We start from the raw sequence: 16,712 nt of genomic DNA on the forward strand, positions 1-16,712 counted from the left end.
GCCATTCTGTGATCCAGCCGGCTAAATCAGATAAATTCAGATTGTTATGGTTATGAATGGTGCGGACTGGCTTCCTGGCGCCATTCCGGACAAACCGCGTAGCGGCGCCGATCCGGAATCCATCACAGGGCTCGTCGCTCTACGATGGATTTCGGGTCTGCGCTTCGCTTGCCCGGAATGGCGGTGGAGGTTCAGCGCACCAGCGTGCGCACACGGTTCTCGATCAGCCGGACCAGCCCCAGCGCTGTCATCTCCGAGGATTTCGGGTTCGTGGCAAGCGGTCGGTTCTCGATGGCGATGTCGAGCTTGCCGAAGGCGCCGCGGGCGCTGAGCTGGTGCCCATTACCGCCAGCCGCGGGATCCGCGACGAGCTCGACGCGGGTACGGTCGAGCCCGATGCCGGCCAGCGCCGTGATGACAGCGACATTGGCATTCTGTGGGAAGCGCGAGGCAGCCTCGCGGGCGGTTCCCGAGAAGAAGGCTGTCGCTTCGGTGATCTCATCCAGCGCGATCAGGCTTTCGGCCGAGGTCCCGCGCCATGCTGATGGCGGTTTGACGATGCGGTGGACGACCTCGTCGAGCGGCAGCAGCGAGGCGGCGGCGATGCCGTCAATGCCGGCGAGCGCGCCGGGCGGGATCAGGAGCTGGCTGCCCCGGCTTTCGGCGGCGGCGATCAAGCGAGCGAGCAGGGCGTCGTCGCAGAAGGCGCTGGTCGAGGCGACGGCGAAGGCGGGCGCATGCGTGAGTGCGGCTTCGCCCCAAATGCCGACGGCCTCGCGACCGGCCGCTTCGACGACGAGATCAAGGTCGAGCCCGGCCAGTTCATCGGGGTTTGTGACCAGCTTCGCGCCAGCCGGAATAGCGTCGGCAGCCGCAGCATTGCGGACCGCGATGGCGACGATCGCGATATCGCCCTTGCTTCGCTCCGCCAGCAGCTCGGCGACGCGGCGATTGATGGCGCCCCAGCCGATCAAGGCGAGGCGTAGCGGCTTGCGGGTCTGCGTCATGAACCTTCCGCCGTTCGCAAGGCGAGATCGAGCAGGGCACCGCCGTTCAGGCCTTCCAGCATGCTGAAATGGTGGCCCGGACAGATCAGGGGCGCCGGCGCTTGCCACGTCGCGGCGAGCGCTGCCGATTGCGCCTTGAAGGCGTCGCTCTCGCCCTCGCCGACTGCGAAGGCGATCCGCGTCGATTGCGGGCGCGGTTGGGCGATGGGGCTCAGCCGCGTGGCGCGCGCGGCGTCGTCGAGCCCGAGCAGGCGGCCGAGCGGCAGATGGCCGAGCGGGTTGAGATGATAGAGGCCGGAGAGCAGCAGGGCCGAGGCGACCGGCGGCGCATCCGGCGCACAAAGCGCCATGGCGGCGAGATGCCCGCCGGCGGAATGACCGGAGACATGCAGGCTGCCGGCATCGAGGCCGAGCGCATCGGCTTCGCGCACGAGGAAATTCAGGGCCGCGATGCTCTGGGCGATGCTGCCTTCCAGCGGCGCGTCCGGTGCTAAGCCGTAATTCGGCATGGCCACGGCATAGCCGGCGTCGAGCAGCCCTTGCGCGAACTGGGCATGCTGGACCTTGTCCGAGGCCTGCCAGTAGCCGCCATGGATGAAGACGAAGACCGGGGCGCGCGTGGAGCCGGCCGGGCGATAGAGATCGAGCGTCTCGAAGCGGCCGGGGCCATAGGCGAGATCGGCGGCGCCGTGCTGCGCGCGGAAGGCCTCGCCGTCGCGGCTCCATTGCCGGAACAGCGCCTTCATGTCGGCCTGCAGGCGCGGGCTGTATTGCCGGCCGAGTTCGTGCAGCGTGTAGCCGTCGACGAGCGTATCGGGCAGCGGCGGCGCGACGAGGTGCCGGGCTCGGATGGTCAGGCCGGCTTCGGCACGAGGCTGAAGACGAATAGGCGGACGGAAACCGGCGAAGGTCTCGCGATAGGCGAGTTCGATGGTATGACGGGACAGGTGGAAGGCTTCGGGTCGGTCTGTTTCCCAGACCATCTCGCGCAGGTGATGCGGGCCGCAGCCGGCGGCGACGAGCCCCGTGAGGATATCGCCCAGCGCATCGCGCAGGGCCTCGACCGGGTCGTTCTCCGCGCTGTGAGCGACGATCTCGTGAGGGTCTTCAGACGCCGACATAGCGATGCACCAGTTCCGCATTGGCCGCGAGGTCGGTGCTGGAGCCCGACCAGACCGTGCGGCCCTTCTCGATGATGTAGTGCCGGTCGGCGATGCGCTTCAGCACGTTGATGTTCTTGTCGATCAGCAGGATCGACTGCCCCCGCGCCTTCAGCGCCTCGATGCAGCCCCAGATCTCGGCGCGGATCACCGGCGCGAGGCCTTCGGTCGCCTCGTCGAGGATCAGGAGCTTCGGATTGGTCATCAGCGCCCGCCCGACCGCGAGCATCTGCTGTTCGCCGCCCGAGAGGGTGCGGGCCGATTGTCCGGCGCGCTCCTGCAGGCGGGGAAAGAGCGCATAGACCCGTTCCAGCGTCCAGGGCGAGGAGCACTTCAGCCGGTTCGAGGCGGTGGCGACGAGGTTTTCGCGGACGCTCAGCGTCGGGAAGACCTGCCGGCCTTCGGGCACGAGGCCGATGCCGCAGCGGGCGATCTTCTCGGGCGCGATGCCCCGGACGTCCTGGCTCTCGAAGCGGATATCGCCGCCCTTGGGCGCGAGCAGGCCCATGATCGAGCGCACGGTCGTGGTCTTGCCCATGCCGTTCCGGCCGAGCAGGGTCACGACCTCGCCCTCGGCGATGTCGAGCGCGACATCGAACAGGACCTGGCTCCGGCCATAGGCGGATTGCAGGTTGCGCACGCGCAGCATCAGGCGTCTCCCTCGCCGAGATAGGCGGTGCGGACCTCCGGATTGTCGCGGATCTGCTCGGCCGTGCCGGTCGCGATGACGCGGCCATAGACCAGCACGGAGATGCGATCGGCCAAGGCGAAGACGGCCTCCATGTCGTGCTCGACGAGGAGCATGGTAACGCGGCCCTTCAGGGCGGAGAGCATCGCGACCATCTGCTCGCTCTCGGCATGGCCAAGCCCCGCCATTGGTTCATCGAGCAGGAGCAGGCGCGGCTCGCAGGCGAGCGCGATCGCGAACTCGAGCTGCTTCTGCTCGCCATGGGAGAGATCGGCGACCTTGACCTCGGCGCGGTGGCTCAGGCCTGCCGTCGCGAGATGCTGGCGGGCGCGGGCACGCAGGCTCTCGTCGCGGCGCGCATTGCCGAAGAAGCGGAAGCTGTGGCCGCCATGGGCCTGCACGGCGAGCGCGACATTGTCGAGCATCGTGAAGTCCGGCAGGAGCTGGGTGATCTGGAAGGTGCGTGCGAGGCCGCGCCGAACGCGCTGGGCGGTCGGCAGCGCGCCGATATCCTCGCCCGACAGCGTGATCGCGCCTTCGTCATGCGAGAGCTCGCCGAAGAGCTGGGTCAGCAGCGTGGTCTTGCCGGCGCCGTTGGGACCGATCAGCGCATGGATCTCGCCGTCGCGCACGTCGAGATCGACGCCGTCGGTGGCGACAAGGCCGCCGAAGCGCTTGCGCAGGCCGCGCACCGAAAGGAGCGTCGCGGTCATGGCGCGCTCCTGCCGAGGCCGAGGCGAGTGAGCAGGCCGTTGAGCCCGCCTTGCGTGAAGAGCACGACGAGCAGCAGGATCGGGCCGAGCACGAGCTGCCAGTGCTCGGTCCAGCTCGTCAGCACGGTTTCGAGGATGACGAGAACGGCGGCTCCCAGCAGCGGGCCGAGCAAGGTGCCGACGCCGCCGAGAATGACCATGATCATCAGCTCGCCGGACTTGGTCCAGTGCAGCATGTCCGGGCTGACGAAGCGCAGATAGTTCGCCATCAGCGCGCCGGCGAGGCCGGCGCCCATGCCGGAGATGACGAAGGCGGCGAGCTTGTAGCGATAGGGCGCGATGCCGATCGCGGCCATGCGCCGCTCGTTCTGGCGGATGCCGGCCAGCACCATGCCGAAGCGCGAGCCGACGATGCGCCAGAGCGCCAGGAAGACCAGCGCGGCGATGGCGAGGCAGATGAAATAGAAGGTCACGTCGTCGCGCGTGTTGAGGTCGAACAGTGCGTTGCGGCGGCGGATCGTCATGCCGTCGTCGCCGCCATAGGCCTTGAGCGAGACGAAGAGGAAGAACAGCATCTGCGCGAAGGCGAGCGTGATCATGATGAACTGCACGCCTGCCGTGCGTAAGCTGAGCGCGCCGATGATGCAGGCGAAGAGGCCTGCGACGAGGATCGCAGCGGGCAGCGTCACCAGAAGCTGGTCGGTGCCGGGGATAAAGCCGAGGAAGAGCGCGTCGTCGACGAAGGTCCGATAGAGGATGCCGACCGCGTAGCCACCGATGCCGAAGAAGGCGGCGTGGCCGAAGGAGACCATGCCGCCGAAGCCGAGCGCGAGGTTGAGGCTTGCGGCGGCGATGGCATAGATCAGGGCGCGGGTCGCGAGCGGCACCAGCGCCGGCTGGCCGATCGCCCTCACGATGAAGGGCAGGGCGATCAGCGCGGCGGCAAGGGCGACGAGCGCAATCACGCGGCCCAGCGCGGGCGCGGCTGTATCAGTGCGGGTGATGGCGTTCTCAGACATGGGCGGGGAACAGTCCCTTGGGCCGCACCAGCAGCACGATCGCCATCAGCAGGTAGATGCCCATCGAGGCGAGGCCGGCGCCTAGCGCATCGGCCTCCGAACCGGTTATGACATGGCGCAGCAGGCCGGGCGCGAAGGCGCGCAAGGACGTGTCGACGAGGCCGACGATCAGCGCGCCGAAGAAGGCGCCGCGGATCGAGCCGACGCCGCCGATCACCACCACGACAAAGGTCATGATCAGGATCTGCTCGCCCATCCCGACCTGCACGGCGAGGATCGGCCCCGCCATCAGTCCGGCAAGGCCGGCGAGCAGGGCGCCGAGCGCGAAGACCGCGGTGTAGAGCAGGCGGATATCGACGCCGAGCGCGCGGACCATCTCGCGATGGGTGGCGCCCGCGCGCACCAGCATGCCGACGCGGGTGCGGTTGATCAGCAGATAGAGCCCGAGCGCGACCAGAAGCCCGACCGCGATGATCGCGAGACGATAGACAGGATAGGTCAGGCTGGGCAGGAGCTGGACGGAGCCGTTCAGTGCCGGGGGCACCGAGACGAAGAGCGGTTGCCGCCCGAACAGGATGGTCACGCTCTGGTTGAAGATCAGGATCAGCGCGAAGGTCGCCAGCACCTGGTCGAGATGGTCCCGCGCATAGAGCCTTCGCAGCACGACGAGCTCCATCACCATGCCGGCGAAGGCGGCGGCTGCGAGGCCGGCAAGCACGGCGAGGAGGAAGGAGCCGGTCTGCGCCGCGGCGAAGGCGGCGGCATAGGCGCCGACCATGTAGAGCGAGCCATGGGCGAGGTTGATCACGCCCATGATGCCGAAGATCAGCGTTAGCCCGGCCGCGAGCAGGAACAGCATCACGCCGAATTGCAGGCCGTTGAGCAATTGTTCGAGAACGAGCGTCATTGTTTTTGAGGCTAGAGTGCGCCGCCTTCGGGTCGAAACACCGGCGTTATTCCAGTTTCGTCATGCTCGCCCTTGTGGCGAGCATCCATGTCTCGAACACCGGTCCCGATGAAGGAAGACGTGGATGGTCGGGACAAGCCCGACCATGACGGAAACGCAAGCGACCTTGGTCGTGAACCGGCGTGGTTCGTCAGAGCTTGCAGTCCTTGGCGTAGACGTCGCCGTGGTTGCTCAGCACCTTGCCGGTGGTCTTGAGAAAAGGCGCGCCGTCGGCGCCCTTCTCGACCTTGAGCGAATACCAATCCTGCACCGGGTGTTGGTTCGGGCCGAACTTGAAGGCGCCGCGGACCGACTGGAAATCGGCCTTGGCCAGCGCCGTGCGCAAAGCCGGGACGTCGGTCTTGCCGCCGGTCGCCTTCAGGGCAGACGCGATGGCGAGCGCGGCGTCGTAGCCCTGGCTGGCATAGTAGGTCGGGGCGCGATTGTAGGCCTTGGTCCAGGCCTCCATGAACGTCTTGTTGGCCGCGTTGTCGAAATCCGAGTTCCAGTGCGCGGTGACGTTGAGGCCGAGCGCGGATTCGCCGACCGCCTTCAGCGTGGTGGCGTCGAGCGAGGGCTCGGCCAGTACCATCGGGATCTTCCCGAGCAGGCCGGCCTGCTGGTACTGGCGCAGGAAGGCGATGCCGAGGCCGCCGGGGTGGAACTGGAAGACGACGTCGGGATTGGCGGCGCGGATCTGGGCCATCTCGGGGGCGAAATCGGTCTGGTCGAGGCGGGTATAGACTTCGCCGGCGATCTCGCCCTTGAACATGCGCTTGAAGCCGGTCAGCGCGTCCTTGCCGGCCTGGTAGTTCGGCGCGAGGATGAAGGCCTTCTTGTAGCCGAGATTGGTGGCGTACTGCCCGGCGCTCTCGTGCAGGCTGTCGTTCTGCCAGGAGACGACGAAATAGTTGGCGTTGCACTCCTTGCCGGCGAAATTCGAGGGTGCGGCATTGGGGCTGACATAGAGCGCGCCGGAATCGACGATATCGGGCACGGTCGCGCCGGCGACGTTCGAGAAGACGATGCCGGTCAGGATCTTGATGCCGTCGGTCTTCAGCATCTTCTCGGCGATCTGCTTGCCCTGGCCGGGCTTCAGCGCATCGTCCTCAACCACGAGCTCGACCGGCACGCCGCCGAGCTTGCCGCCTTCCATGTCGATGGCGAGCTTGAAGGCATCGCGGATATCCTGGCCGAGATAGCCGCCGGGCCCCGAGAGCGTGGTGATCATGCCGATCTTGACCGGCTGCTGGGCCAGCGCCGTGGAGGCCGCCAGCGTCGTCGCGATGCCGAAGAGCAATCCGCGCAGTTTCATCATGGACTCCAGTCGTTCCGTTTTGCCTCTGAGATGGTTTGACGCGGCGTTTCTGCGCCGCCGCGCTTAGGCGTATTTCGGTGCACCATCACCGCGCGCCGGTCGGGACGCAAGGCGCTGCTGCCCGTTATCCAAGCACGGACTCGCCCTGAACGGGGAGCCCGTCTTTCGGTGCGGCAGCCTTAGAGCGCGACCCAGCCGGCCGGCGGCTTGCGGCCGGGATGGAGCGCTCCGCAATGCTTGCAGGTTCGTGCCTTCTCGTTCGAGAAGAAGGCTTCGTAGAGCGGTGGCAGGTCCTTCACGAGATCGCCCACCTTGAGTTCGATGCGGTGCACGAGGCCCTGGCACTCGAAGCAGTACCATTCGAAGCCGTCGACCTGATCGGGCGTGCGGGCCGGCTCGACCACGAGCCCGATCGAGCCTTCCTGCGGGCGCTGCGGGGAATGGCGCACATGCGGCGGCAGCAGGAAGACGTCGCCCTCGCGGATCGTCACGTCGTAGTGCTTTCCGTTGTCGACCAGCTTCAGCATCATGTCGCCCTTGAGCTGATAGAAGAACTCCTCCACCGGGTCGTCATGATAGTCGGCGCGCTGGTTGGGCCCGCCGACGACCATCACGGTCATCTGGCCGTCGTCGAACACCTTCTTGTTGCCGACCGGCGGCTTGAGCAGGTGCTCGTGTTCCGCGATCCATTTCTTGAAGTTGAAGGCCTTGAGCCGCCCTTCGGTCGCCATGGTTCCCACTCCCGTCCTCGTTCGTGATCTCGTTCAGCCGGCCTTGGCCAGCGGCGCCTTGCCCAGGCCGCAGGCTTCGAAGGCGGCGTGCGTCGCGGCCTTCTCGGCCTCGGTCAGCTCCAGCATCGGCGCGCGGACGCGCCCGCCGACCTGCCCCAGCAGCTCCTGCCAGTATTTCTGGTGCGAATGCGGCTTCTCGGAGGGCCTCGTGCCGCGCAAGGCCTCGCGCACCGGGTTCAGGCTGTCGCGGATGGCGCGGGCCTTCTCGGCCTCGCCGCGGAAGGCGAGATCGGTGTATTCGCGCATGCGCAGGTCGTTCGCCGTCTGGATCAGATAGGGCGGCGAAGAGCAGAGATAGAGCTGCCAGCCGAGCTCGAGGATGTTGTCGAGCCATTCCTCCTCGGAGGCCGTGCTGACCAGGATGCGATCGCCCGCCAGCCGCGTCAGCTCCGCATACATCGGACGGGGCACGCTGTACTTGATCGCGACGACGTTCTCGATATCGGCGAGCCGGTTGCAGAGCTGCGGGCTCATCAGATAGCCGGAATCGGGGTGGCTCCAGAGCGCGATGCCGATATCGACCTTCTCGGCGATGGTCCGGTAGTACTCGTAGAGCGTCTCGTCCTGCGCCTTGAAGAAATGCAGGATCGGGGCGTGTACGACGATGTAGTCGGCGCCGACCTTCTGGGCGTGCTTCGCCAGATCGATCACCACGTCCATGTTCTGGTCGGAGCAGGACATGATGGTCTGGCCGCGGCCGGCCGAAGCCCCGACCGCCAGCTCGAAGCTGCGCTTGCGCTCCTCGATCGACATCGAGAAGAACTCGCCCTGCTTGCCGGCGATGAACAGGCCGTCGATCCCGAGGTCGCCGAGCCAGTGACGGACATTCTGCCTGAAACCGTCCTCGTCGATCGCGAGCGTATCGGTGAAGGGCGTGAGCGCGGCCGCCCAGATGCCCTTCATATGGGCGCGGGCATAGGCCTTGGCGTCCTTCTTGGCGTATTTCATCAGGCCGGCTCCCGCATTCGGGAGCGGCTCGGACGTAAGCGGCCTCGGGCGGTGCGGGCATGCCGCGCCATCATCCGAAATGCCCTTGCCCGACACCTTCTCCCTGGCAGCCCGACATGCAAGCCGGGCGATGAGGGATGATGGCATGAGAGCCAGGGTATACGGCAACTCATAACATTCGTATGAATTCGGAAGCTATCCTTATAAATCGGAAAACCCATGGCGATCACGCTGCGCCAGATCCAGGCCTTCCTGGCCGTGACCGAGCAAGGCACTTTCACCAAGGCGGCCGAACGCCTGAACATGGCGCAGCCGGCGCTCTCCCAGCTCGTGCGCGATCTTGAGCGGGAACTCGGCATCCGCGTGCTCGACCGCACGACGCGTCGGGTCGAACTGACCGAGGGCGGGCGCGAGTTCCACGGGGCTGCGCTGAAGATCGTGCAGGATCTCGACACGGCCGTGCTGAACGCCAACGGCCTTGCCGAACGCCGGCGCGGGCGCATCGTGGTCGCCGTGCCGCCCTTGCTCGCGGCGGTGATCATGCCGCCGACGATCGTGGCGCTGCAGCAGAAATATCCTGGCCTGCAGGTCGCGATCATCGATGCGCGCAACGATCTCGTCGTCGAAGCGGTGCGCTTCGGCAAGGCCGATTGCGGCGTCGGGACCTTTCCGGCCCTCGACGACACGATCGAGCGCACGACGCTGGCCCGCGACAGCCTGATGCTGTTCTGCGGGCGCGGTAGCCGCTTTGCCGAGCGCGATATGGTGGCGTGGCGCGATCTCGCTGACGAGCCGCTGGTCACGCTGACCCGCGACAGCGGCATCCGCCTGCTCGCCGAGGTCGGCTACGAGACCGCCGAGATCACGCTGAAGCCGGCCTATGAGGTGACGCAGATTACCACGGCGCTGGCGCTGGTCGAGGCCGGGCTCGGCATTGCCGTGTTGCCGACCTATGCACGGGCGGTGGCGCCGGAATCGGTGCTGGTGCGGCCGCTGACCGAGCCGTCGATCGCGCGGGACATCGTGATGATTCGCCCCGGTGGCCGCTCGGCCTCGCCGGCGCTCTCGGCCTTCGAGGCGTTGCTGCGTCGCTTCGTGCGGCAGCTCGCGCCGAGCGAGGCGGATTGAGAAAGCCTCGGAAAGCAAAAAGGCCGCCCGGTGAGGCGGCCTTTCGTCCCTGTATTGCAAGGGCATCAAATGGTGGGCGCGACAGGGATCGAACCTGTGACCCCTACGATGTCAACGTAGTGCTCTCCCGCTGAGCTACGCGCCCGTCGCCGCCGTGAGGTGGCTTCCGGAAGCGTGTCCGGGCCGTGTGGGCCGCGATCACGCTGCGAGTGAGGGGGCTATAGCGGCTCGCTTTGCAGGTGGCAAGGCGTTTGCCGCATAAATTCTCACGAGGCTGTTGGCATCTTTTCCCGTGAGACGCCGAACGGCCGTTCAGGCCGCCAGCAGCTTCTCGACCTCGTTGACGAGCTCGCGCAGATGGAAGGGCTTGGAGAGCACCTTGGCATCCTTCGGCGTCTGCGAATCGGGGTTGAGCGCCACGGCGGCAAAGCCGGTGATGAACATCACCTTGATGTCGGGGTCGAGCTCGGTGGCGCGGCGCGCCAGCTCGATGCCGTCCATCTCAGGCATGACGATATCCGTCAGCAGGAGCTCGAACGGCTCCTCGCGCAGGCGGTTATAGGCCGACAGGCCATTATCGAAGGAGGCGACGTCGTAGCCCGCGTTCTGCAGGGCCTTGACCAGGAAGCGACGCATATCGTTGTCGTCTTCGGCGAGCAGTATCTTCGTCATGGGCCTGATCTGTTCGTCCCTGAGGCCTGTGTTTCTATAACGTCTGGCGCCGCGGCCAAGGCCGGGTCTGGAACGGTTGGGTACTCACCCGGCCGCACAGTTGGAACCATGTCCTTCCATAAGGCAACATCATGGTAAACAACGCGTGAATCCAGCGCTGAATTTCCGCAGGTTTGCGACATCGCTTCAACCGCTCCGGTTTGTGTGCTTCAGTCAGGTGAGATGAGCCTGTCCTCCACCCCTTTCCCGCCCGCGCCGGATGACGTCGTCGCCGAGATCGAGCGGCCGTTCAGCCTGTACCAGCCGGCCCTCCAGGTCGTGCCTGTCGTGGTCGACGTGCCGCATGCCGGGCGCTCCTATCCGCGCGGCTTCGTCGAGGCCGCGCGCCTGCCCTTGCGCAGCCTCCGGCGCTCCGAAGACGCCTATGTCGATCGGCTGTTCGCGCAGAGCGTTGCGCTCGGTGCGCCGCTGCTCGCGGCCGAGTTCCCGCGCGCCTATCTCGATGTCAATCGCGAGCCCTATGAGCTCGACCCGCGCATGTTCGAGGGAAGGGTGCCGCCCTTCGCTAATACCCGCTCGATGCGGGTCGCGGGTGGCCTCGGCACCATCCCGCGCATCGTCGGCGACGGGCAGGAGATCTATTTCGGGCGGATCCCGATCCAGGAGGGGCTCGCCCGCATCGATGAGCTCTACCGGCCCTATCATGCGGGTCTGCGCAGCCTCATCCAGCGCACGCAAGGCGTGTTCGGCACCTGCATTCTCGTCGATGCGCATTCGATGCCCTCGGCCGGGCTCGACCGCGACGGGCTGGCGAAATCGGACATCATCCTCGGCGACCGCTTCGGCACCAGCGCCTCCGGCTACATCATCGACATCGCCGAGCAGGCCTTCACGCGGCTGGGCTTCAGCGTGACCCGCAACCGGCCCTATGCCGGCGGCTTCATCACCGAGCATTACGGTGCGCCGGCTGCCGGCGTGCATGCGCTGCAGATCGAGGTGAACCGCGCGCTCTACATGAACGAGACGACGCTGGAGCCGCATGCCGGCTTCGGCGAGGTCGAGCAGGCGATCGCGAGCGTGATGGCGGATTGCTTCGCGCGCTGGAGTGGCTGGCTCGACGAATGGCGCGAGGCGGCCGAGTAGCGGCAGCGGGGAAGCGGGGGAAATTCAAAGAAAAAAGGGCCGCACACTTGCGTGGCGGCCCAAGTCTAGGGAGGAAACGCCCAAGGAGGGCAATGAAGGTTTGAGGTCATCTCCCCTTCGCAGTGCACAATATGAGAGTGCGCTGCAAAACGCAACTAGAATCGTCGAAATCAATGTTGCTATGCGGTGGGTGCATGGTGTCGTAATAAAAAGCCGAGGTTTTTCGGATATTTCCGCGTCCGAGCCTTGGATCGAGTGGTCCATCCGCGGAGTCGATGCTGCAGAGCAGCAAATTGGAGTGCCTGTTCATGAGCGCAGTCGATTTCGGCGCCTTCGTTGCGGATTTGGCGACGCAGTCCGGCCGAGCGATCCTGCCCTTCTTCCGGGCGGTGCACGCGACGGAGGACAAGTCGCGCGGCGGGGTGTTCGATCCCGTGACCGAGGGCGACCGCGCCGGCGAATCGGTGATGCGCCACATGATCAAGCGGCAGTTCCCGGCCCATGGCGTGCTCGGCGAGGAATTCGGCAGCGAGAACACCGATGCGGAATATGTCTGGGTGCTCGATCCGATCGACGGCACGCGCGCCTTCATCTCGGGCATCCCGGTCTGGGGCACGCTGATCGGGCTGACGCGCAACGGCGTGCCGGTCTACGGCATGATGCACCAGCCCTTCTCGGGCGAGCGCTTTTCCGGCGATGGGCGCGAGGCGCGCTATGAGGGGCCGGGCGGGCCGAAGAAGCTGCGGACGCGGCCGACCACCGATCTCGCCACGGCGACGCTGATGACGACGACGCCGGCCCTGTTCAAGGGCGAGGAGGCCGAGGCCTTCGCCCGCGTCGAAAACGAAGTCCGGCTCTCGCGCTATGGCTGCGACTGCTACGCCTATTGCATGCTCGCCGCGGGCCATGTCGATCTCGTGATCGAGAGCGGTCTCAAGCCCTACGATATCGTCGCGCTGATCCCGATCATCGAGGGCGCGGGCGGTATCGTCACCTCATGGGACGGCGGCAGCGCTGCCGGCGGCGGGCGCATCCTCGCGGCCGGCAGCAAGGCGCTGCATGAGGCCGCCATGGCCAGGCTCTCCGGGTGAGCTGGGCAAGGCCTGGTCCTCGCCGGGGATGAAGGCGTCGAAAGCGGCCCAGAACTGGGCGCGAATCGCGTCGTTCTCCATCAGGATCTCGTGGCGTGCGGTCGGCAGGACAAGTGCCGAGCCGGTCTTGAGCCGAGCCGCGAAGCGTTCGATCGCCGGCGTCGAGACGACCGGGTCGCGGCCGGCGGCGATGATCAGGGTCGGCACCTTCACCTCCAGCGCGGCCGAAGGCGTGGCGAGACGGGCCATCAGGCGGAAGGCGGTTCTGATCCAGGCGACGGTCGGGTCGCCGATGCTGAGCTCGCGCGCCGCGGCCGAGAGCGCGGCATTGCGGGCATAGCGGACGGCGTCGCTGGTCAGGCGGTTGCCTTCGAAGGGTTTCGTGGCGATCGCGGTATCGCCGCCGCCCGGCACGAAGGCGCGGCCGAAGCCGAGCCAGTAGAGCAGGCTCGCCAGCAGCTTGGCCCGGCCGGGATTCGCGATCATCGCGATGCCCAGCATCGGTGCCAGCGCGACCATGCGCGTGACCGGCAAGGCGTTCGAGCGGGCCGCGTCGAGGCAGAGCGCGGCGCCCATCGAATGCGAGAGGACGAAATAGGGCGGGGGCAGCTTCGCCTGCATCTCCACCATGGCCAATGCCAGATCGGCCTCGTAATGCTTGAGCCGCCCGACATGGCCCTTGCGGATGCGGCGGACGAAGCGCTGGGAACCGCCCTGGCCGCGCCAGTCGAAGGCCAGCACATGAAAGCCACGACGGCGCAATTCCGCGACGGTCTCGCTGTAGCGCTCGATGAACTCGGCCCGGCCCTGCACGACGACGACCGTGCCACGCACCGGCTTCACGGTCGGGCGCCAGCTCGCGAAGCGCAAGGCGGCACCGTCTCGCGTGGTCGCAAGCCAGGTCTTGCCGTGCCCGGGAACGGGGTAATCCGGATCGGCGAAAAAGGCGGCCTCGGCCATCAGGTGCTCCGCATCGCCACCGCGCCTTCAGACCGTGGCTGCAACAAGCTCGACATCCTGCACCGGATATCATGCGAAAACATGTCGGTGTGCCGAAAAAGAAATCCGAGGGCTGATTTCGCGGCGGAAGAAAATCGGTCTTGAAAAGCCTGAACGCCTCCCCAGATCAGGTCTGCGCAGGCCAAGACCGGCTGCGCAAGCCAAACCAAGGTCCGCGCTCAGGCGAGGCGGACCGACCTCATTGTCGCTTCTTCGGAGGACATATCATGCGTCATTTCGACCTTTCCCCGCTCTATCGCTCGACCGTCGGTTTCGACCGTCTGTTCAATCTTCTCGACCAGGCGTCGAACAGCGAGACCGCCCCGAGCTACCCGCCCTACAATATCGAGCGGACCGCCGAGAACGCCTACCGCATCACCATCGCGGTCGCGGGTTTCGGTGAGGGCGACCTCTCCATCGAGTCCAAGGAAAACGCGCTGACCGTCAAGGGCGAGAAGCAGTCCGTCGATGGTGCTGAGAAGCGCGAGGTCCTGCATCAGGGCATCGCCGCGCGCGCCTTCGAGCGTCGCTTCCAGCTTGCCGACTACGTGCAGGTGACCGGCGCCAGCCTGGAGAACGGCCTGCTTCATATCGACCTCGTGCGCGAGATTCCCGAGGCCAAGAAGCCGCGCCAGATCGCGATCGGCACCGGCGGTTCGGCCAAGATCCTCGAGGCCAAGGTCGCCCAGGCCGCGTAACCAGCGCGAAGCTTTCGATGAAAGCGAAAGGCCCCCGGAAACGGGGGCCTTTTTTGTCGGCAGTCAGTTCATCGGTGCGACGGGAGCGATCGGCGTCTCGGGCTTCGGCGTCGATGGGGTCGGATCGATGTTCTGCACGGGCGGGATCGAAGAGGCCTCGGACGCCGGTGCGGCAGTCGAGAGCGGTGGCTTGCGCTCCGTGCCCTCGGTATTCCGTACATCGCTGGGATTGACGAGCTTCGGCTTGTCGGCGCCGGTCTCCGGGTTGGTCGCGCCGGGAGAGGGTTCCGCCGGCTTGGCAGGCTGCGGCGGTGCGGCCGTTGGGGGCGCACTCGCTTCGGTCGGGCCGGACTCCGCGGGCTTCACCGGTTCGGGCGCAGGCGGCGCAGCGGGGGAGGGCGGTGAGGTCGTCGCGGGTGCGCTGGCCTCGGCCGGGCCTGGTTCCGCAGGCTTTACAGGTTCAGGCGCGGGCGGTGCTGCCGGGGAGGGCGGAACAGTCGTGGCCGGGGCGCTGGCCTCCGCCGGGCCCTTGAACTCGGGCGGCCGTTCCGGCGGCTGGGGCACGAGGCGCTGGCGCGGTGCGGCACGCTCCTCGCGCGGGTCGGCGCGGGCGACGCTGGGACCCGGCACGGCCTGTCCGCGCAAGGGAATGCGTTGGATCAATTCGCCGGCATAGGCGTCGAGGATCAGGCGCTGGCGCTGGCCGCCCGCCGTGACGCCGTCGACGATATAGGTGTCTTCGCGCCGGATCGAACGTTCGATCCGGGCGAGGCCGTAACGACGGGCCGCAAGGCCATTGACCGAATAGGGCGAGACCGCAGCCGGTCCACGCGGCACGACAGCCGGCGGGCGCGGGGCATAGCCATAGTCGTAACGATAGCCATAGCCGTAGCCATAGGCCGGATAAGGTTCGTACCCGTCGTCATAATAGTATTGGGCGCCGGCGGCGCCCGCCATGCCGGCCATTGCGCCGGCCACGACCAGGCCCATCAGCGCGATGCGCCCCGGTGCGGTCGAACGATCTGCCATGCCAAATTCCCTTAACGACTGACTGTTCGGCACATAGTCTTGTTAGGGATTGCGGCAGGTATGCGGCTGCAAACGGGGCGCAAATGCGCCCGCTCAACCCGCGATCGCAGCGATCAGGCGCTCGACGTCGTCGGCTTCCGTCGCGAAGGACATGACGAAGCGGCCGACGATCTCGCCGACCTCCAGGGTCGCCTCCGGCGGCAGCGAGCGCGCCGACCAGTCGTAATAGCCGATGCCGGCAGCCTTCAGGCGCTCCTGCACGGCCGGCGGCAGGACGAGAAACACCTCGTTCGCCTGGCAAGGCCAGGCGAGACGGGCCTTGCTGCCCTGCGCGACCGAATCCGCCAGTCGCTTGGCGCGCGCATTGGCGTGGCGGGCGAGGTCGAGCCAGTGATCGTCGGCGAGCAGGCCCTCGAACTGGGCGCCGAGGACGCGGCCCTTGGAGAGCGTCTGGCCGGCGCGCTTGCGGCGCCATTTCATCTCCTCGGCCTGCGCCGGATCGAAGAAGATCACGGCTTCGGCCGCGAGCGCCCCGTTCTTGGTGCCGCCGAAGGAGAGCACGTCGACACCGGCCTTCCAGGTGATCTCGGCCGGCGGGCACCCGAGCGTGACCAGCGCATTGGCGAAGCGGGCGCCGTCCATGTGGAGCTTCAGGCCGCGCGGTGTAACCGCCTCTTTCAGGGCGCGCACCTCGGCCGGCGTATAGATCGTGCCGCACTCGGTCGCTTGCGTGATCGTCAGCGCCTGCGCCTGGACCTGATGGAAATCGCCGGCACGCAGATGCGAGAGCGCCTTCGTCACCGTCTCCGGCTGCAGCTTGGCGCCGGTGCCGGGCAGGTCGACCAGCTTCGCGCCGTTGGTGAAGAACTCGGGCGCGCCGCACTCGTCCTCGACGACATGCGCCTCCTCATGGGTGAGGATCGCGCCCCAGGGCTTGACGATGCTGGCGAGCGCCAGCGCGTTCGCCGCCGTGCCTGTGAGGACGAGGAAGACCGCGACCTCGCGCTCGAAGATTGCGGCGAAGCGCTCCTCGACGCGGCGCGTCCAGTCGTCCTTGCCATAGGGGGAGGCGGCGCCGGCATTGGCGGCGGCGAGCGCAGCCATGACCCGAGGGCTGGCGGCGGCGGTGTTGTCGCTGAAGAAATCCATGACGTGAGCGTTAGGCGCGGACCGCTTTCCTGCCAAGCGGCACCGGCGGAGAGGGGGCTTGCGCGCCGCGCCGGGCTCAGACCTTGGGTCATGCCCAAAAACAAGAACCGAGCTGCCGGAGTCTGGCTTTCGTTCCGGAAATGTCCGGTGCGGATTCGATTTTGCAATAAAATTTCGCTGCAGCGCGAAATCGGCGCTTGTGCCTAGATTGGA

Annotated in this window: 17 protein-coding genes and 1 tRNA gene; 4 read left to right on the forward strand and 14 right to left on the reverse strand. The window is 66.8% G+C overall.

Features of this window, described 5'->3' with window-relative positions; all coding sequences use genetic code 11:
* Positions 1-191: 191 nt before the first annotated feature.
* The 9 genes from Q0Q36_RS17570 to Q0Q36_RS17610 all read right to left on the reverse strand — a co-directional run bounded on the left by Q0Q36_RS17570 (position 192) and on the right by Q0Q36_RS17610 (position 8,590).
* Positions 192-1,007, reverse strand: coding sequence for an aspartate dehydrogenase (locus Q0Q36_RS17570; RefSeq protein WP_293799822.1), 816 nt, complete (start codon positions 1,005-1,007; stop codon positions 192-194).
* Positions 1,004-2,128, reverse strand: a complete 1,125-nt coding sequence (locus Q0Q36_RS17575) for an alpha/beta hydrolase (RefSeq protein WP_293799824.1) — start codon at positions 2,126-2,128, stop codon at positions 1,004-1,006. Before Q0Q36_RS17575 ends, Q0Q36_RS17570 begins: the two co-directional genes overlap by 4 nt.
* Positions 2,115-2,816, reverse strand: a complete 702-nt coding sequence (locus Q0Q36_RS17580; protein ID WP_293799826.1) for an ABC transporter ATP-binding protein — start codon at positions 2,814-2,816, stop codon at positions 2,115-2,117. The genes Q0Q36_RS17575 and Q0Q36_RS17580 overlap by 14 nt, the downstream gene beginning before the upstream one ends.
* Complete coding sequence (locus Q0Q36_RS17585; RefSeq protein WP_293799828.1) at positions 2,816-3,568, reverse strand: ABC transporter ATP-binding protein; 753 nt, start codon at positions 3,566-3,568, stop codon at positions 2,816-2,818. Before Q0Q36_RS17585 ends, Q0Q36_RS17580 begins: the two co-directional genes overlap by 1 nt.
* Positions 3,565-4,587: a branched-chain amino acid ABC transporter permease gene (locus tag Q0Q36_RS17590; protein ID WP_293799830.1), complete on the reverse strand. Its 1,023-nt coding sequence runs from the start codon at positions 4,585-4,587 to the stop codon at positions 3,565-3,567. Before Q0Q36_RS17590 ends, Q0Q36_RS17585 begins: the two co-directional genes overlap by 4 nt.
* A complete protein-coding gene (locus Q0Q36_RS17595) occupies positions 4,580-5,494 on the reverse strand; it encodes a branched-chain amino acid ABC transporter permease (protein ID WP_293799832.1) in 915 nt (304 codons plus the stop codon). Before Q0Q36_RS17595 ends, Q0Q36_RS17590 begins: the two co-directional genes overlap by 8 nt.
* Positions 5,495-5,684: 190 nt before the next feature.
* On the reverse strand, positions 5,685-6,848 hold the full coding sequence (locus Q0Q36_RS17600; protein ID WP_293799872.1) for an ABC transporter substrate-binding protein: 1,164 nt from the start codon (positions 6,846-6,848) through the stop codon (positions 5,685-5,687).
* A gap of 182 nt (positions 6,849-7,030) precedes the next feature.
* Positions 7,031-7,582, reverse strand: a complete 552-nt coding sequence (locus Q0Q36_RS17605) for a 3-hydroxyanthranilate 3,4-dioxygenase (protein ID WP_293799834.1) — start codon at positions 7,580-7,582, stop codon at positions 7,031-7,033.
* A gap of 33 nt (positions 7,583-7,615) precedes the next feature.
* On the reverse strand, positions 7,616-8,590 hold the full coding sequence (locus Q0Q36_RS17610) for a dihydrodipicolinate synthase family protein (protein WP_293799836.1): 975 nt from the start codon (positions 8,588-8,590) through the stop codon (positions 7,616-7,618).
* A gap of 219 nt (positions 8,591-8,809) precedes the next feature.
* On the opposite strand from Q0Q36_RS17610, the gene Q0Q36_RS17615 reads away from it, so the two are divergent.
* A complete protein-coding gene (locus Q0Q36_RS17615) occupies positions 8,810-9,718 on the forward strand; it encodes a LysR family transcriptional regulator (protein WP_293799838.1) in 909 nt (302 codons plus the stop codon).
* A gap of 70 nt (positions 9,719-9,788) precedes the next feature.
* Here Q0Q36_RS17615 and Q0Q36_RS17620 read toward each other — a convergent pair.
* Together Q0Q36_RS17620 and cpdR are read right to left on the reverse strand one after the other, a co-directional pair.
* Positions 9,789-9,863 (reverse strand) — tRNA-Val (locus Q0Q36_RS17620).
* A gap of 167 nt (positions 9,864-10,030) precedes the next feature.
* On the reverse strand, positions 10,031-10,390 hold the full coding sequence (cpdR, locus tag Q0Q36_RS17625; RefSeq protein WP_038363805.1) for a cell cycle two-component system response regulator CpdR: 360 nt from the start codon (positions 10,388-10,390) through the stop codon (positions 10,031-10,033).
* A gap of 222 nt (positions 10,391-10,612) precedes the next feature.
* Here cpdR and Q0Q36_RS17630 point away from each other — a divergent pair, with 222 nt between their 5' ends.
* The gene (locus tag Q0Q36_RS17630) at positions 10,613-11,533 is read left to right on the forward strand and encodes an N-formylglutamate amidohydrolase (protein ID WP_293799856.1); all 921 of its coding nucleotides are present in this window, start codon (positions 10,613-10,615) and stop codon (positions 11,531-11,533) included.
* A 308-nt stretch (positions 11,534-11,841) separates the two neighbouring features.
* Positions 11,842-12,624: a histidinol-phosphatase gene (gene hisN / locus Q0Q36_RS17635; RefSeq protein ID WP_293799858.1), complete on the forward strand. Its 783-nt coding sequence runs from the start codon at positions 11,842-11,844 to the stop codon at positions 12,622-12,624.
* Here the strand turns inward: hisN and Q0Q36_RS17640 are convergent.
* Positions 12,529-13,584, reverse strand: coding sequence for an alpha/beta hydrolase (locus Q0Q36_RS17640; RefSeq protein WP_293799860.1), 1,056 nt, complete (start codon positions 13,582-13,584; stop codon positions 12,529-12,531). The genes hisN and Q0Q36_RS17640 overlap by 96 nt on opposite strands.
* Positions 13,585-13,850: 266 nt before the next feature.
* On the opposite strand from Q0Q36_RS17640, the gene Q0Q36_RS17645 reads away from it, so the two are divergent.
* Positions 13,851-14,321, forward strand: a complete 471-nt coding sequence (locus Q0Q36_RS17645) for an Hsp20 family protein (RefSeq protein WP_293799862.1) — start codon at positions 13,851-13,853, stop codon at positions 14,319-14,321.
* A gap of 63 nt (positions 14,322-14,384) precedes the next feature.
* Here the strand turns inward: Q0Q36_RS17645 and Q0Q36_RS17650 are convergent, their stop codons facing one another.
* Positions 14,385-15,350: a hypothetical protein gene (locus tag Q0Q36_RS17650; RefSeq protein WP_293799864.1), complete on the reverse strand. Its 966-nt coding sequence runs from the start codon at positions 15,348-15,350 to the stop codon at positions 14,385-14,387.
* A gap of 93 nt (positions 15,351-15,443) precedes the next feature.
* Positions 15,444-16,499: a low specificity L-threonine aldolase gene (locus tag Q0Q36_RS17655; RefSeq protein WP_293799866.1), complete on the reverse strand. Its 1,056-nt coding sequence runs from the start codon at positions 16,497-16,499 to the stop codon at positions 15,444-15,446.
* Positions 16,500-16,712: the final 213 nt, after the last annotated feature.

The organism is uncultured Allobosea sp. (assembly GCF_945957345.1).
Taxonomy (GTDB): Bacteria; Pseudomonadota; Alphaproteobacteria; order Rhizobiales; family Beijerinckiaceae; genus Allobosea.

Bases quoted from the DNA above. Each gene is read 5' to 3' on its own strand.
- Q0Q36_RS17570 (WP_293799822.1), bottom strand. From the start codon at position 1,007: ATGACGCAGACCCGCAAGCCGCTACGCCTCGCCTTGATCGGCTGGGGC.
- Q0Q36_RS17575 (WP_293799824.1), bottom strand. From the start codon at position 2,128: ATGTCGGCGTCTGAAGACCCTCACGAGATCGTCGCTCACAGCGCGGAG.
- Q0Q36_RS17580 (WP_293799826.1), bottom strand. From the start codon at position 2,816: ATGCTGCGCGTGCGCAACCTGCAATCCGCCTATGGCCGGAGCCAGGTC.
- Q0Q36_RS17585 (WP_293799828.1), bottom strand. From the start codon at position 3,568: ATGACCGCGACGCTCCTTTCGGTGCGCGGCCTGCGCAAGCGCTTCGGC.
- Q0Q36_RS17590 (WP_293799830.1), bottom strand. From the start codon at position 4,587: ATGTCTGAGAACGCCATCACCCGCACTGATACAGCCGCGCCCGCGCTG.
- Q0Q36_RS17595 (WP_293799832.1), bottom strand. From the start codon at position 5,494: ATGACGCTCGTTCTCGAACAATTGCTCAACGGCCTGCAATTCGGCGTG.
- Q0Q36_RS17600 (WP_293799872.1), bottom strand. From the start codon at position 6,848: ATGAAACTGCGCGGATTGCTCTTCGGCATCGCGACGACGCTGGCGGCC.
- Q0Q36_RS17605 (WP_293799834.1), bottom strand. From the start codon at position 7,582: ATGGCGACCGAAGGGCGGCTCAAGGCCTTCAACTTCAAGAAATGGATC.
- Q0Q36_RS17610 (WP_293799836.1), bottom strand. From the start codon at position 8,590: ATGAAATACGCCAAGAAGGACGCCAAGGCCTATGCCCGCGCCCATATG.
- Q0Q36_RS17615 (WP_293799838.1), top strand. From the start codon at position 8,810: ATGGCGATCACGCTGCGCCAGATCCAGGCCTTCCTGGCCGTGACCGAG.
- cpdR (WP_038363805.1), bottom strand. From the start codon at position 10,390: ATGACGAAGATACTGCTCGCCGAAGACGACAACGATATGCGTCGCTTC.
- Q0Q36_RS17630 (WP_293799856.1), top strand. From the start codon at position 10,613: ATGAGCCTGTCCTCCACCCCTTTCCCGCCCGCGCCGGATGACGTCGTC.
- hisN (WP_293799858.1), top strand. From the start codon at position 11,842: ATGAGCGCAGTCGATTTCGGCGCCTTCGTTGCGGATTTGGCGACGCAG.
- Q0Q36_RS17640 (WP_293799860.1), bottom strand. From the start codon at position 13,584: ATGGCCGAGGCCGCCTTTTTCGCCGATCCGGATTACCCCGTTCCCGGG.
- Q0Q36_RS17645 (WP_293799862.1), top strand. From the start codon at position 13,851: ATGCGTCATTTCGACCTTTCCCCGCTCTATCGCTCGACCGTCGGTTTC.
- Q0Q36_RS17650 (WP_293799864.1), bottom strand. From the start codon at position 15,350: ATGGCAGATCGTTCGACCGCACCGGGGCGCATCGCGCTGATGGGCCTG.
- Q0Q36_RS17655 (WP_293799866.1), bottom strand. From the start codon at position 16,499: ATGGATTTCTTCAGCGACAACACCGCCGCCGCCAGCCCTCGGGTCATG.